At 65.1% G+C, this 15,309-nt stretch carries 15 protein-coding genes; 4 read left to right on the forward strand and 11 right to left on the reverse strand.

The window, feature by feature from the left end; all coding sequences use genetic code 11:
• The first annotated feature begins 190 nt into the window (after positions 1–190).
• From BHD08_RS02155 to BHD08_RS02165, 3 genes are all read left to right on the forward strand, one after another.
• Complete coding sequence (locus BHD08_RS02155) at positions 191–958, forward strand: SDR family oxidoreductase (protein WP_125020651.1); 768 nt, start codon at positions 191–193, stop codon at positions 956–958.
• Positions 955–2,559, forward strand: coding sequence for an alpha,alpha-trehalase TreF (treF, locus tag BHD08_RS02160; RefSeq protein ID WP_125020652.1), 1,605 nt, complete (start codon positions 955–957; stop codon positions 2,557–2,559). The genes BHD08_RS02155 and treF overlap by 4 nt, the downstream gene beginning before the upstream one ends.
• Before the next feature lie 116 nt (positions 2,560–2,675).
• Positions 2,676–3,428, forward strand: a complete 753-nt coding sequence (locus tag BHD08_RS02165) for a FadR/GntR family transcriptional regulator (protein WP_015275363.1) — start codon at positions 2,676–2,678, stop codon at positions 3,426–3,428.
• A 57-nt stretch (positions 3,429–3,485) separates the two neighbouring features.
• Here BHD08_RS02165 and BHD08_RS02170 read toward each other — a convergent pair whose 3' ends face one another.
• The 9 genes from BHD08_RS02170 to BHD08_RS02210 form a co-directional block, all read right to left on the reverse strand.
• Entirely contained in the window at positions 3,486–4,388 is a 903-nt protein-coding gene (locus BHD08_RS02170; protein ID WP_015275364.1) for an EamA family transporter, read from the reverse strand.
• Positions 4,389–4,611: 223 nt separating this feature from the next.
• Entirely contained in the window at positions 4,612–5,892 is a 1,281-nt protein-coding gene (locus BHD08_RS02175; RefSeq protein ID WP_015275365.1) for a TRAP transporter large permease, read from the reverse strand.
• Positions 5,892–6,419 carry a TRAP transporter small permease gene (locus BHD08_RS02180; protein WP_015275366.1) on the reverse strand — a complete coding sequence of 176 codons (528 nt, stop codon included), beginning with the start codon at positions 6,417–6,419 and terminating at the stop codon, positions 5,892–5,894. The genes BHD08_RS02175 and BHD08_RS02180 overlap by 1 nt, the downstream gene beginning before the upstream one ends.
• 58 nt (positions 6,420–6,477) lie before the next feature.
• Complete coding sequence (locus tag BHD08_RS02185) at positions 6,478–7,449, reverse strand: TRAP transporter substrate-binding protein (protein ID WP_125020653.1); 972 nt, start codon at positions 7,447–7,449, stop codon at positions 6,478–6,480.
• Between the two features lie 78 nt (positions 7,450–7,527).
• Positions 7,528–8,418, reverse strand: a complete 891-nt coding sequence (locus BHD08_RS02190; RefSeq protein WP_125020654.1) for an SMP-30/gluconolactonase/LRE family protein — start codon at positions 8,416–8,418, stop codon at positions 7,528–7,530.
• A gap of 41 nt (positions 8,419–8,459) precedes the next feature.
• Positions 8,460–9,275 carry an NAD(P)-dependent oxidoreductase gene (locus BHD08_RS02195; protein WP_125020655.1) on the reverse strand — a complete coding sequence of 272 codons (816 nt, stop codon included), beginning with the start codon at positions 9,273–9,275 and terminating at the stop codon, positions 8,460–8,462.
• A gap of 376 nt (positions 9,276–9,651) precedes the next feature.
• Positions 9,652–9,960 (reverse strand): AzlD family protein, encoded by a 309-nt coding sequence (locus BHD08_RS02200; protein WP_015275370.1) that lies wholly within the window; start codon positions 9,958–9,960, stop codon positions 9,652–9,654.
• A complete protein-coding gene (locus BHD08_RS02205; RefSeq protein WP_015275371.1) occupies positions 9,950–10,666 on the reverse strand; it encodes an AzlC family ABC transporter permease in 717 nt (238 codons plus the stop codon). The genes BHD08_RS02200 and BHD08_RS02205 overlap by 11 nt, the downstream gene beginning before the upstream one ends.
• A 399-nt stretch (positions 10,667–11,065) precedes the next feature.
• Positions 11,066–11,980, reverse strand: a complete 915-nt coding sequence (locus BHD08_RS02210) for a LysR family transcriptional regulator (protein WP_015275372.1) — start codon at positions 11,978–11,980, stop codon at positions 11,066–11,068.
• Between the two features lie 102 nt (positions 11,981–12,082).
• Between BHD08_RS02210 and BHD08_RS02215 the strand changes: the two genes are divergently transcribed.
• Positions 12,083–13,225, forward strand: coding sequence for a mandelate racemase/muconate lactonizing enzyme family protein (locus tag BHD08_RS02215; protein ID WP_015275373.1), 1,143 nt, complete (start codon positions 12,083–12,085; stop codon positions 13,223–13,225).
• A gap of 35 nt (positions 13,226–13,260) precedes the next feature.
• Here the strand turns inward: BHD08_RS02215 and BHD08_RS02220 are convergent, their stop codons facing one another.
• Positions 13,261–14,781, reverse strand: a complete 1,521-nt coding sequence (locus BHD08_RS02220; RefSeq protein ID WP_015275374.1) for a tripartite tricarboxylate transporter permease — start codon at positions 14,779–14,781, stop codon at positions 13,261–13,263.
• Positions 14,782–14,791: 10 nt separating this feature from the next.
• Positions 14,792–15,286: a tripartite tricarboxylate transporter TctB family protein gene (locus tag BHD08_RS02225; protein WP_015275375.1), complete on the reverse strand. Its 495-nt coding sequence runs from the start codon at positions 15,284–15,286 to the stop codon at positions 14,792–14,794.
• Between the last annotated feature and the right edge of the window lie 23 nt (positions 15,287–15,309).

The following is a 15,309-nucleotide window of genomic DNA, read 5'->3' on the forward strand; positions in this document are numbered from 1 at the left end:
CGAGCAGCGGAGAGCCGGCCATTTTGCGCCTTCGGCCAGAGGAGAGAAAGGTTAGTCAGCTAACGTAGACACTCGGTGCGACCGGCTGCTTGCGCCGGGCTAAAAAGGGGAACGCGCGCCGTCTCGTTCCGTCTGATCTGCATACTGATCGAAACGGCATCGCGCCCGTCAGGGCGTGCGGAGGGTCGCAATGCGCTTGCAGAATCAGGTGGCTCTGGTCACCGGCAGCACCCAGGGCATCGGCCGCGGCATTGCCGTGCGCCTGGCCGAGGAGGGCGCCGATATCATCGTCAACGGCCGCCAGGACGACGAGCAGGCCCGCGAGAGCCTCGAACAGGTACGCGCCCTGGGCCGGCGGGTGTGCTTCATCGCCGCCGATGTCGGTGACGTCGAGCAGTGCCAGCGGTTGGTGCGCGAAGGCATCGAACAGATGGGGCGGCTGGATATCCTGGTCAACAACGCCGGTGTGCAGCGGCACGCGGCATTCCTCGACGCGCAGGCGGATGATTACGATCAGGTGCTGAACGTCAACCTGCGTGGGCCGTTCTTTCTCGCCCAGGCATTTGCCCGTCATCTGCGCGAGCAGGGCCGTGGCGGGCGCATCATCAACAACAGCTCGGTGCACGAAGAGCTGCCGCACCCCAACTTCACCGCCTATTGCGCGAGCAAGGGCGGGCTGAAGATGCTGATGCGCAACATCGCCATCGAGCTGGCGCCGCTGGGCATCACGGTAAACAACGTGGCGCCCGGCGCGGTGGAAACGCCGATCAATCGCGAACTGATGAACCAGCCGGAAAAGCTTGCCAGCCTGTTGCAGAACATTCCCGCCGGCCGTCTCGGCCGCCCTCACGACGTCGCCGGCGTCGTTGCCTTTCTGGCCTCACCCGACGCCGAATACATCACCGGGACTACCCTGGTGGTCGATGGCGGCCTGCTATGGAATTACAGCGAACAATGACCGATAGCGCCCCGTGCCCGCCGTTCAACTGCGACGTCAGCAGCATCTCGCTGGCGGACACCCTTAGCCCCGCCGAGCGCTATCAGGAGTTGTTCGTCGCCGTGCAGATGCAGCGCATCTTTCCCGACAGCAAAACCTTCGTCGACTGCGCGCCTCTGCAGCATCCCGAAACCATCCTGGCGGACTATCGAAGCCGTTGCGACGAGCCGGGCTTCGACCTCGCCGCGTTCGTTCGCGAGCACTTCAGCCTGTATGAAATGCCGGTCAGGGAGTTTGTCGCCAACCCCGACGACAGCCTGGCCGAGCACATCGACCGGCTCTGGCCGATCCTCACCCGCCATCCGCAGGACCATCCCGAGCATTCCTCGCTGCTGCCGCTGCCGCACGACTACGTGGTGCCGGGCGGACGCTTCACCGAGCTGTATTACTGGGATTCCTACTTCACCATGCTCGGCCTGGACGAAAGTGGGCATTGCGATCTGCTGCGCGCCATGGCGGACAACTTCGCCTACCTGATCGACACCTACGGCCACGTGCCCAACGGCAATCGCACCTACTACCTGGGCCGCTCGCAGCCGCCGGTGTTCGCCCTGATGACCGAGTTGTTCGAGGAAACCGGCGTCTATCGCGCCAGCGATTACCTGCCGCAGCTGCACAAGGAGTACGCGTTCTGGATGGACGGGGCCGATGCCTTGCGCCCGGGTGAGGCGCATCGGCGTTGCGTCTGCCTGGCCGACGGCGTGGTGCTCAACCGCTACTGGGACGAGCGCGACACGCCGCGCGAGGAGTCGTATCGAGAAGATGTCGAAACCGCGCGCTCCAGCTGCCGGCCGCGGCACGAGGTCTATCGCGATCTGCGCGCCGGGGCCGAATCGGGCTGGGACTTCAGCTCGCGCTGGCTGGATGACGCCCACCGGCTGGCGACCATCCGCACCACCAGCATCCTGCCGGTCGACCTCAACGCGCTGCTCTACAAGCTGGAGCGGCAGATCGCCGAGTTGTCCGCGGTGAAGAACCAGCATGCCTGCGCCGAGGACTTCGCGCGACGCGCCGCGGCCCGGCTCAGTGCCATCGACAACTACCTGTGGAACCCGAATGCCGCTGCTTACTTCGACTACGACTGGCAGCGCGGCCGGCAGCGCGACAACCTCACTGCCGCAACACTGGCCCCGCTGTTCGTCGGCATGGCTAGCGCCGAGCAGGCGGCCGCTGTCGCCCTGACTGTGCAGGCACGATTGCTCGTGCCGGGTGGCCTGGCGACGACGGAAATCGGTGGCAGTGGCGAACAGTGGGACCGCCCCAACGGCTGGGCACCGCTGCAGTGGATCGGCATTCGTGGCCTGCAGCGCTACGGCCATGATGCGCTGGCGCTGGAGATCGAAGAGCGCTGGCTGACCATCGTCAGCCACCTCTTCGAGCGCGAGAACAAGCTGGTGGAGAAATACGTGCTGCGGCCCTGCACCGAGCATGCCGGTGGCGGTGAGTATCCGCTGCAGGATGGCTTCGGCTGGACCAACGGCGTGACCCGCAAGCTGATGCAGGAAGATCCCGGCCACGAAGCCAACCGCTGCCGCGCCGGGCACTGCCGGACGGCCTCGTAGCTGACCAAAGCGCATCTGTGGGGCTGTATTTCCCTACAAATGCAATGGATCAATAGTTATCGTACAACTGCTGGGCTATGATGACGGTTGCTTCCGCTTCTCAGAGATCGCCGTCCATGGATAATCAGAGCGCCCAGCCCCGCGCCCGTCGCAAACACCGCAGCCTCGCCCAGGAACTGGTCGCCGAGCTTTCGCAACAGATCCGCGACGGCCTGATGAAGCGTGGCGACAAGCTGCCGACCGAGTCGGCGATCATGCAGGCGCAGGGCGTGAGCCGCACGGTGGTGCGCGAGGCGATCTCGCGGCTGCAGGCCTCGGGGCTGGTGGAAACGCGGCACGGTATCGGCACCTTCGTGCTGGATACGCCGAGCACCACCGGACTGCGCATCGACCCGGCGACCATCGGCACGTTGCGCGATCTGCTGGCGATCCTCGAGCTGCGCATCAGCCTGGAAGTGGAGTCGGCCGGCCTCGCCGCGCAGCGTCGCACGCCCGAGCAGCTGGCGGCGATGCGTGCCTTTCTCGATCAGCTGAATCAGAGCGCGGCGCATTCCAGCGACGCAGTGGCGTCGGACTTCCAGTTCCATCTGCAAATCGCCGAGGCCACCGGCAACCGCTATTTCACCGACATCATGAGCCACCTCGGCACGACGCTGATCCCGCGCAGCCGGGTCAATTCCGCGCGCCTGGCCCATGACGATCAGCAGCACTATCAGGCGCGTCTGGGCCGCGAGCATGAGCAGATCTACGAGGCCATCGCGCGACAGGACCCGGAGTCGGCGCGGGCGGCCATGCGCCTGCACCTGACCAACAGCCGCGAGCGGCTGCGTCAGGCCCATGAGGAGGCGGAGGCGAGCAAGGTCGGCTGACCCCGCGCCTCGTCAGCCAGCCGCCGCGCCCTGCGGCGGGCTGGCCTTCGGCAAGGCCTAGCGGCGGTACGCCAGCAGGACGACACCGCCGACCACGATCAGGCCGCCGACCACCTGCATCGCCCCGAGCAGCTGGCCGAGCACCAGCCAGCCCAGCAGCATGCCGGCCACCGGCTCCATGTTCATCACCGGCGCGTTGCGCGCGATGTTCAGCCGTGGCATGCAGATGAACAGCGTCGAAAAGGCCGCGCCGTAGAGCAAGACCAGGCAACCCAGGGCGATCCAGCCGGCGGATGCGTTGGGTAATCCAAGCCCACCGGGAATCAGGTCACTGGCGCCAAGCAGCGCCGACGCACCGAACACTACGAGCAGCGTCAGCATGCTGCGCACCGAACCGGCCATGTTCGACAGCTTGTGCTCGGTGACCCACAGCGCTACCGCGAACACTGCCGCTGCCGTCAGGCTGAAGAGGATGCCAGCGACCCACTGGCCATCCGGCGCCTCGGCGCTCATCAGGCGTGCTGGCACATCCAGCACCAGCACCAGGCCGATCAGGATCAGCCCCATGATCGCCAGCGCCTGGCGGGTCGGCCGCGGCCCGCCGAGCGCCCAGGTGAGCAGTGCCAGCAGAATCGGCGACAGGTTCACCACCAGCAGCGCCAGCGCCACCGGAATGCGCGCCACCGCCGAATAGATGCAGAAGCTCTGCACCGCGATCAGCAGGCCGAGCAGGATCTGCCAGCGCCAGGTTGCCGGGCTCAGACGCAGCGATTCACGACGCCAGAACACCAGCGCAGCCAGCGCCAGCAGCGTCACCCCGGCGCGGCAGAGCATGGCCAGTAGCAGGCCGGTGCCATGGTCGAAGGCGATCCGCGCGGCGATGTGGTTGGCGGCGAATGAACAGGCCAGAGTGGCCAGGATCAGCACGGCGATGTGGCGTGGAAATGGCGTGGCTAACATGGCAGGGCGATACGTCCTTAAACGAGGCGCTGCGCACAAGGCGGCTTTGCTTGGGCGAGTAGCTCGGCAAACGATGCAGCGAAGCAGGCAGTGTGTGAGATCTTGCGAGCTAGAGCCCTACAAGGCAAAAACAGGCGAGGAAGCGGAGTTTACTTTTGTAAATGAGCATTCCGAGCCTGTTTTTAACGCAGGAGGGCCGACGCGCAGCAGATCGTGAGCTGGATCAGAGCACTACGCTCGGCAGCCACAGCGAAATCATCGGGATATAGGTCACTGCCATCAGCACCGCGAACAGCGCGGCGTAGAACGGCAGCAGGGCCTTTACCGTGTTCTCGATGGTGACCTTGCCGATGGCGGCACCGACGAAGAGTACCGCACCGACCGGCGGGGTAATCAGCCCGATCCCGAGGTTGACCAGCATGATCATGCCGAAGTGCACCGGGTCGACGCCGAAGGAAACGACTACCGGCAGCAGGATCGGCGTCAGGATCAGGATCAGCGGTGCCATGTCCATCAGCGTGCCCAGCACCAGCAGCATGAAGTTGATGCACATGAGGATCACGTAACGGTTGTCCGACAGCGCCAGGAACGCGGTGGTGATCTTCGACGGGATCTGCATCAGGGTCATGATGTAGCCGAAGCTCGCGGCGAAGGCGATCAGGATCATCACGATCGACAGGGTGCGCACCGTGCGATGCAGCATTCTCGGCAGCTCGCTCCACTTGTAGTCGCGGTAGATGAACATGGTCACGAAGAACGCCCAGACCACTGCCACCGCGGCGGACTCGGTGGCCGTGAACACGCCGGAGAGAATGCCGCCGAGGATGATGACCATGGTCATCAGGCCCCACAGCGCCTCGACGCAGATCTTCAACGCCTGGCGCAGCGGTACTACTTCGCCCTTGGGGTAGTTGCGCTTGCGGGCGAACAGCAGGCACAGGGTCGCCATGGTGGCGCTGAGCAGCAGGCCCGGACCGATGCCGGCGACGAACAGCGCGGCGATGGATACGGTGCCGCCGGCGGCCAGCGAATAGATCACCGAGTTGTGGCTGGGCGGCGTCAGCAGTGCCTGTACCGAACCGGAAATGGTCACCGCGGTGGAAAATTCCCGCGGGTAGCCCTTCTTCTCCATCTCGGGGATCAGCACCGAGCCGACCGAGGCGGTGTCCGCCAGGGATGAGCCGGAGATGGCGCCGAAGAAGGTCGAGGCGGTGATGTTGACCAGTGACAGGCCGCCGCGAACGAAGCCGACCAGCACTCCGGCGAAGGCGACCAGGCGCCGGGCCATGCCGCCTTCAGCCATGATCGCGCCGGCCAGAACGAAGAAGGGAATGGCCAGCAGGGAGAATTTGTTCACGCCGCCGGCGATCTGAATCATCACGGCGTGCAGGGGAATGTCGATCCACCAGGCACCGACCAGGGTGGCCAGGCCGAGGGAGTAGGCGACCGGAACACGTAGCAGAATGAGGACGATGAAGCTGCCCAACAGGACGACGGCATCCATTACACGGACTCCTTGGACTCTTCACGGGCTTCGTAATCGACGACCCGGCGCTTGCTCTGGTCGCCGTACAGCAGTTGCTCGATGACGAACAGCAGGGTGATGAAGCCGCCCAGTGGAATCGGTGCGTAGCTGATGCCGACCCGCATCCAGGTCAGGGTGCTGAGGTACTGGTTCCAAGTGGCGACGCACAGCTTGTAGCCCCAGATCAGCATGAACAGGCTGATGGCCGCCATGGCCAGGCGCACGAACAGGATGATGAAGGGCTGGGCCAGCGGCGGCAGGCGATCGCTGAGCACCTGCACGGCCATGTGTGCGCCGGCGCGGTAGCTGGCGGCGGCGCCGACGAAGGTGAACAGCACCATCAGCAGAATGGCGATGGGTTCGGGCCAGCCGAGGCCCTGACCCAGTGCGTAGCGGCTGAACACGCCCCAGGGAATGATCGTCGCCATGATCACGATCGCTGTGGCGGCGACGATGACGCAGGCGCGGTAGATGGCGTCATTGACGCCTAGAACCAGGTTTTTCATGAGACTCCACCGATTGCATCGCGGCGGTGCAGGCCGCCGCGATGCGCTTGCACGAGGGTTACTGAACGGCTTCGATGCGCTTGATCAGCTCGGCGAACTGCGCGCCGTACTTCTCGCGGACCGGGGCGGTGGCGTCGTAGAAGGGCTTGGTGTCGACCTCGATGAACTCGACGCCCTCGGCCTTGAGCTTCTCGTTGCTGGCGGTTTCCTTGGCCACCCAGAGGTCGCGCTCTTCCAGCTGGGCTTCCTTGGCCAGTTTCTTCACCGTCGCCTGCTGCTCGGGGCTGAGCTTGTTCCAGGTGTCCTTGGACATCAGCAGCGGCTCGGGCAGGATCAAATGGTGGGTCTGGGTGTAGTGCTTGGCCACGCGGAAGTGGTTGTGTTCGAGCAGGGTCGGCGAGTTGTTCTCGGCGCCGTCGATCACGCCGCTCTGCAGGGCGCTGAAGATTTCGCCGGTGTCCATGGCGATGCCGTTGGCGCCCATGGCGTTGAGGGTGTCGATGAACAGCGGGTTGCCGATCACACGGATCTTCATGCCCTTGAGGTCTTCGATGCGGCGGATCGGTTTCTTGGTGTACAGGCTGCGGCTGCCGGCTTCCATCCAGGCCAGGCCGACCATGTTGAAGTCCGAGTTGGTGATGGCGTCGAGGATCTCCTGACCGATCTCGCCGTCGACCACCTTGCGCATGTGCTCGATGTCGCGGAACACGAACGGCATGTTCAACACGTTGGTGGCCGGCACTACCGGACCTACCGAGCCGAGGCTGACGCGGGTCAGTTGCACCGCGCCAATCTGGGTCTGCTCGATCACTTCCTTTTCGGAGCCGAGTACGCCACCGGCAAACATGCGCGACTTGATCTCGCCGTTGGTGGCGGTTTCCAGCTTCTTGCCAAGGTTTTCCATGGCGACCACGGTCGGGTAACCGGCCGGGTGGATCTCGGCGATCTTCAGCGTCATGGCGTGAGCCAGCCCGCTGATGCAGAAGGCGAAGGGAAGGGCGGTAACGAGCAACTTGCGTTTGAGGTTCATGACACTCTCCATCTTGTTTTTGTTGGTGTGCAGCGTTGCGAGAAGCGAGGTCGGGCAAGCGGCCCTTCCCTGGTTTTTTCAGCTGAAAGCGGGTTCCTCCAGTCCGGTAACACCGGGGTTCAGGGCAAAGACGCCACCGGCCAGCGGCTGGTCGCTGAGGTCGCCACCGGGGCGGATCGAGGTGACGAACAGGGTGTCCAGCCGCGCGCCGCCGAAGGCGCACATGCTCGGTTTCTTCATCGGCACGGCGAGCGAACGGTCCAGGCGGCCATCGGGCGTGAATCGGTGGATAAAGCCGGCATCGTTGCCGCAGATCCAGTAACAGCCATCGGCATCCACCGCGGCGCCGTCGGGCCGGCCGGGGTGATCGAGCATGTCAACGAACAGCCGCCGACGGCTTGGTGTGCCGCTATCGATGTCGTAATCGAAGGCCCAGATCTTCTGCACGCTGGGGTGCGAATCGGAGAGGTACATGGTCCTCCCGTCCGGGCTGAAAGCCAGGCCGTTGGGCACGATGAGGCCGTCCAGTTGTGGCACCAGCGGGGCGTCGATGATCGTGCTGTCCAGCCGGTACAGCGCGCCGACCGGGTGCCCGGCGGCCATGTCCAGCGCCATGCTGCCGGCCCAGAAACGGCCCTGGCGATCGCAGCGGCCATCGTTCATGCGCATCGCGGGCAACTGGTGATCGATGGTGGCCAGCAGATGGCTGTCGAGGCGGCCATCCGGGCGCGTCTGCAGAGAGAAGAAGCCGCTCTCCATGCCGGCCACCCAGCCGTCGCCATGACGGGCGATGCAGGCGAGCATCTCGTCGCCCTGCCAGCGAGAAATCTGGCCATCGGCGGCATTCCAGCGCAGCAGCTCGCGGTTGGGGATGTCGACCCAGTACAGCGCCTGTTCGGCGGCGACCCACACCGGGCTTTCGCCGGTGGCGCAGCCGAGGTCAACGATGAGTTCAGCTTCACTGGCCATTGCGTTTCTCTGTGTTGTTCTACGCGGGCGAAGGTGGTCGATCAGTCGAAGGGGCCGGCCGCGACGAAGGCGCCACCCTGGTAGATGCCGGCGGGGTCGTCAGCGCTGTATCGCGGTTGCTGCTCGACCTTGTCGCGGAACACCTCGGAGCTGTCCTGCGCGCTGAAGCCCAGGTGCGCCGCGAGATGGTTGTCCCACCAGACGCCGCGGTTGGCGGACATGCCGTAGACCACGGTATGGCCGACCGCTGGCGTGAACAGCGCGCAACGCATCAGCTCGGTGAGGTCGCGGAAGCTCAGCCAGGTGCTCATCATTCGACGATTGGCCGGCTCGGGAAACGAGGAGCCGATGCGGATGCTGACGGTCTCGATGCCGTAGCGGTCGTAATAGAAGTTCGCCATGTCCTCGCCGTAGGACTTGGACAGGCCGTAGTAGCCATCCGGGCGGCGCGGTGAATGGGCATCCAGGGTTTCGGTCTGCGGGTAGAAGCCGATCACATGGTTGGAGCTGGCGAACACCACGCGCTTGATGCCATGCAGACGCGCCGCTTCGTAGATATGGAAGGTGCCGCGGATATTGGCGTCGAGGATTTCTTCGAATGATCGCTCGACGGAGACGCCGCCGAAATGGGCGATGGCATCGACGCCTTCGCACAGGACATGCACGGCCGCCTTGTCGGCGAGGTCGCAGGGCATGACTTCCTCATGCTCGCCGGCTGCCGGGGCCATCGGCGCAATATCGGACAGTCGGATGATGCGGGCATAGGGCTGCAGGCGTTCACGCAGCTCCTTGCCGAGGCCGCCCGCTGCACCGGTGAGCAGAAGACGGCCGAATTGGGGTGTCGGAGTGGTAGTCATCGAGGTGCCTGTCGTTATTGTTCTTGAAGTCATCTGTTGTCATATGACATGTGCTAAATATCAGCATCTGCCCGCATCAATGTCAACAGGCTTAAAGTCGTATTTGATGAGATATATCGCTTGGCAGCGCCGCTTGCAGGGAACAGGTCAAGCTAAAGTGCGGCGACAGAGGGCTGCAGAGAAGCGGCGCCCCAGACTGATAAAGCCGGGGCACCGTCTTCATTTTTCTATTGGTTGTATGATGACTATCCGAAAGAGCGTTGCGCAACGAGGTCGGTGCGCGACCGCTCGATGTCGAGGCGCTGCTGGTGCGCCCCCGTTATGGCTGCATGCAGGGGGTGATCCGGCTGGAGCGGCTGCGATCAGCCGCCACTGCTCAGAATTGCCTGGTCAGCGCCGCGGCGAGGATACCGGCGGCAATCGCCGGCAGCGGCTTCTTCACTACCAGCATGGTCACCGCTGTGGCCAGCAGTGCCAGCCGCGCGCCGCTGTCGCCCTGCCAGGCCATCGGCGCGATTATCGCCACCAGCACCGAGCCGGACATGGCGGTGATGAACTGGCGGACGCGGTCGCCGATGGGCACGAAGGCCATGACGAAGACGCCGCCCCAGCGCGTCGCCAGGGTCACCAGTGCCATGACCAGCACCAGGATCAGCGCGCCTGCGCCCGTCGCATCAAGATTCACGCATCTTCTCCTTCCACAGCACACCGGCCAGGCCGCCAGCGAGGGCGCCGACCACCACATGGCTGTTCTCCGGCAGGTAACGGAAGGCGAGCAGCGAGGCGCCGGCGGCAATACCCCAGATCGCCAGCATGCGCAGGTTCTTTTCGCCGCCCACCACCATGGCCAGCAGGAAGCAGCCCATCACCATGTCCAGCCCCAGGCGCTTCGGATCGCTGACCGCACTGCCGAAATGGATGCCCAGCCAACTGCCCACCACCCAGAACGACCACAGCGCCAGGCCGCCACCGAACAGCAGGCCAAAGCCCGGACGGTTGCGGTTGAAGGCCTGCATGGCCATCGCCCAGTTGGCATCCGAGGCGATCAGCATCACTCCGTAGCGTCGGCGCGTCGGCAGCTGGCGCAACCAGGGGTAGAGCGTGGCGCCCATCAGCAGGTGCCGGGCGTTGATGGCGAATACCGTGAGCATCAGGGTGAACAGCGGCACCTGCGTGCCCCACAGCTCCAGCGCGGCGAACTGCGAGGCGCCGGCGAACACCAGCGCGCTCATCGCCAGGATCACCGTATCGTCCAGCCCGGTCTGCACCGCGGCGAGGCCGAAGGCGGCACCGAACAGGGTGACGAAGATGGAAATCGGCGCGAGCTGGCGAAAACCGGCCCAGACCATGCGCCGGTCGAAATGATGCAGATCGATCTCTGCGTCGTGCATGCCAAAAATCCTCAGGTTGAGCACGGCGTGCTGGCGGCGATGCCCGTCCAATGCCCGGTCAGCCAGATTAGGACCTGTTCGACCAGCGGAACAGTTCAGTTGCGCACCGATCGGCCGGTACAGATTTGCGCGATTTGCTGCGGCTCAGCGTAGAGGCTGATCTGTGTATTGATGAAGTCATGGATACGTAAGCGCAGTAAGTGGCCGAGCAAGCCGGCGAGCCACATGCGCCGCCAACCGCCCGGCCATCCGAGCCGGGTGGCACGTCGCGGCACTCGCATGACTCGACCGAGTGTTTGGGGCGAACCCGCGGGCGATCGGCCGGAGCGGTGCCGGCGGCGACGGGCGGGCCAGCGCAGGCAGGAGAAGCGATATGGGGTTGCGATGCGACCAGGTCCGCTAGAGCGGTGGCAGGTCCCGGGCAATATCGCCGGCCGCTTGGCGTACGGCATCGCGCGCCGCTTCCAGCGCCGGGTTGTCGTTGTCGTCGCGCCAGGCCAGATGCAGCTCGGCGCAGATGCCCGCCGGCAGCGGCAGTTCGCGAAAGCGTACCTGCTGGAAGCGGATCGCGCTGGCCCCGCGCGGCACCAGCGCCAGGCCGAGGCCAGCGTTGACCAGCGAGAGGATGGTCAGCGTCGAGCCGAGTGACTGCACGAATTCGGGCTGGATACCGCTGGCGCGGAACAGCCCGGTGTGCAGCTCGTTGAACGGCTGCCAGGCGCCATGGGCATAGAGGATGAACGGCTCGCCGTGGAGCATTTCCAGCATCGGCGCCGGATGCTGCGCCAGCGGGTGGTCGGCCGGCGTGGCCAGCACAAAGGGCTCGCGCAGCAGGCATTCACTGACCAGTCCCGGCTGCCGCAACGGCTCGCGCACCACCGCCAAGTCGACCCGACGCGCGCGCAGAGCCTGCAGTTGTTCGAAGGTGGTGGTCTCCAGCAGGTTGATGGCCACACCTGGCCGTTCCCGGCGCACTTGGGTGATGGCGCGCGGCAGGAAGTCGTAGACCGCGCTGGCAACGAAGCTGATGGTCAGCGAGCCGCTCTCGCCCAGTGCGGCCAGGCGCGCACCTTGTGCGGCGCGGTGGGCCTGGTCGAGCAGGGCCTGGGCCTCGACGAAGAAGGCGCGACCGGCAGCGGTGAGTGCTACCGAGCGCGTGCTGCGGGTGAACAGCGCGACGCCGAGCTGATGCTCCAGTAGCTGGATCTGCCGGCTCAGCGGCGGCTGCGTCATGTTCAGGCGCTCGGCCGCGCGACGGAAATTCAGTTCGCTGGCCAGGGTGGTAAAGCAGCGCAGTTGGGCGAGTTCGAACATTGATCCGTTCCTAGTATCAATCGAAAGCGTTAATGAATTGGACCGTATCAATCAGCCGGCGGATTATCCAGCGCATCCCCTGACTGGCGAGGCGGTGCACGAATGAGCGACCTCTATGAAGCTGACCGCATCAGCTGGATCGGCCTGCGTGCGGTGGAGCTGCCGCTGCAGCGGCCGGTCAGCGACGCCAAGGTACTCACCGGGCGGCAGCTGCCGCTGGCGTCGGTCAGCCTGTTGTTCGTTGAACTGCAGTCGCAGCAGGGTCATAAGGGGCTGGGCTTCAGCTACAGCCTGCGCAGCGGCGGGCCGGCGCAATATGCCCATGCGCGGGAGCTAGCGCCGTTGCTGCTGGGCGAGGATCCCAACGACATCGCCCGCCTGTGGAGCCGATTGAGCTGGGCCAGCGCCTCGATCGGGCGCGGCGGCCTGGCGGTGCAGAGCATCGCTGCCTTCGATACCGCGCTGTGGGACCTCAAGGCGCGCCGCGCCGGATTGCCGCTGGCCAAGCTGCTCGGCGCCCACCGCGACGCGGTGCCTTGCTACAACACCTCCGGCGGCTACCTGCAGGCGCCCATCGAGGAGGTCATCGAAAAGGCCGAGGCGTCTAGGGCGCGAGGCATTGGCGGGATCAAGCTGAAGGTCGGCCAGCCCGATCGGCACGCCGACCTGCGCCGGGTCGAGGCGTTGCGCAAGCACTTCGGTGACGGGGTGGCGCTGATGGTTGACGTCAACCAGCAATGGGATCGCACCACCGCGGCACGCATGGGCAGGGCGCTGGAGGAGTTCGAGCTGACCTGGATCGAGGAGCCGCTGGACGCCCACGATCTGGAAGGCCACGCCGCCCTGGCTGCACAGCTGATCACCCCGGTTGGCACTGGCGAGATGCTCGGCAGCGCGGCCGAAGCCTGTGCCTTCATCGAGCGCGGGGCGGTGGACGTGATCATGCATGATGCGCCGCGCATCGGTGGCATCACGCCGTTCCTGCAGGTGGCCGAGGCGGCGCGGCGACGTGGAATCGTGATGGCGCCGCATTTCGTCATGGAATTGCATATCCACCTCGCTGCGGCCTACGAACATGCCACGTGGGTCGAGCATTTCGAGTGGCTGGAGCCGCTATTCCGGGAGCGGCTCGAGATCCGCGATGGCTGCATGCAGGTGCCGACTCGGGCCGGGCTGGGGCTTAGCCTCAGTGAGCAGGTGGCGGGTTGGACGCTGGCAAGCGAGACGTTCGGCACCAAGCCGTGACGGCAGCCCCTCTGCTCGCGCAGAGGGGCGCAGGTTCAGGTGCGTAGCGCCTGACCGAGCACGCCGCTCCGTGGCCGCATCGCGCTGTACAGCTGCCAGAGCACGAAGGCCAGGGCCAGCCCGAGGAAAGTCGCGGCGATGGGGTTGGTGAAGAAGGATGCAAAGTTGCCATCGGAGAGCATCAGCCCGCGGCGCAGGTTGGTCTCCGCCATCGGCCCGAGGATAAAGCCGATTATGAAGGGCGCGACGGGCATGCCTGCCTTGACGAATCCGTAGCCGAGCACACCGAACAGCAGGATCGACCAGACATCGAACAGTCGGCTGGAGAGGCCGAAGGCACCGACCACACAGAGCACCAGGATGATCGGCAGCAGGATGTGTTTGGGCACGTCGAGCAGCTTGATGAACAGGCGCAGGCCGTAGAACTCCATGAACAGCATCATCACCGAGGCCACCAGCAGCGCGGCGAAGATGGTGTAGACCAGCGGGCCCTGGCTGATGAACAGCAGCGGGCCGGGTTGGATGCCGTGGATCAGGAAGCCGCCGAGCAGGATCGCCGTGGTGGTGTCGCCGGGAATGCCCAGGGTCATCAGCGGCATCATGGCGCCACCGATGCCGGCGTTGTTCGCGGTCTCGCTGGCGACCACGCCACCGATGTTGCCCTTGCCGTAGGTTTCCGGCTGCTTGGCGCGCTTCTTCGCGACGATGTAGGAGAGCAGGTTGGAGGTGCCGGCACCGATCCCCGGCAGGATGCCCACCGCCAGGCCGATCAGGCCGGAACGGGTCGCGTTGGGCAGCTCCTGGCGGAACTCCTTGAGCGAAAAGCCGAAGCCTTTGATCTGCTTCATGCTCACTGAACCGGCCTTGTTGCGCACGGCATGCCGGCCGGTTTCGGCGAGCTTGATGACCTCGGCCACGGCGAACATGCCGATCATCACCGTGAGCATGGAGAAGCCGCCGTTCAGCTCGCTGACGCCGAAGGTGAAGCGGCGCACCGCCTCCACCGGGGCGATGCCGACGGTGGATACGGCGATGCCGAGGGTGCCGGCAAACAGGCCCTTGACCATCGAGCCGGCCGACAGGGTGGCGATCAACGTCAGCGAGAACACCGCGATGGCGAAGTATTCGTGCGGGCCAAAGCTCAGCGCCACCTTGGCCAGCTGCGGGGCGATGAACATCAGCGCGATGATGCTGAAGATGGTGCCGAGAAAGGAGAACACGATGCCGACGCCGAGCGCCTTCACGCCCATGCCCTGCTCCATCAGCGGGCCGCCGTCGAACACAGTGGCGATGGACGATGGCGTACCGGGGATCTTCAGCAGAATCGCTGAGATCAGCCCGCCGGACGTAGCGCCGATGAACAGCGCGACGAGCAGCGACAGGCCAGCTTGCGGCCCCATGGTGAAGGTCAGTGGCAAGCACAGCGCCACTGCCATCGTCGCCGACAGGCCGGGTACGGCGCCGAAGACGATGCCGACCGCGACGCCGCCGAGCATCAGCAGCAGGATGTTGAGCGAGAAGACGGCACCGAAGCCTTGCTGCAGTAATTCGAGCATGGTCGATTCCTCAGAGGAAATTCAGCAGGCCAGCGGGCAGCAACAGATCGAAGGCCTCGCGGAACAGCAGATAGATGACGATGGACGTGACAAGCGCGATGCCCGCATAGGGCAGGTGGCGGATCTTGCGCTCCACCGGGGTCAGCACGATGAACTGCAGGTACAGGTAGAGCGTGGTCATGATGGGAAAGCCCACCGGTCCCAGCAGCACGACGTAGAGCAGGATCAGGCCCAGTGTCTTGAGTACGGTCAGCGGCTCGGTGACCGTTGCCTTGGGCTCGTCTGGCGTATCGCTGGTGCCTACGTCAGCCCGCGCATGGCGGGTGAAAGCGCTCAGGGTCTGCAGCAGGCCCAGCAGACAGAGCAGGACGGCCAGCAGAAAGGGCACGGTGGCGGCATCGATGCCTTCGTGGCCAGGTACACGAGAGGCCATCACCAGATAGGCCACGCTGGCGCCGAGCATGGCTACACCGATGGTCAGTTCTTTCTTGTTCGCAGTGGTCATGGCAAACCTCCGTACGCGAAGAG

The sequence above is a fragment of the Pseudomonas sp. SCT genome (assembly GCF_003864275.1).
Classification (GTDB): Bacteria; Pseudomonadota; Gammaproteobacteria; order Pseudomonadales; family Pseudomonadaceae; genus Stutzerimonas; species Stutzerimonas stutzeri_AE.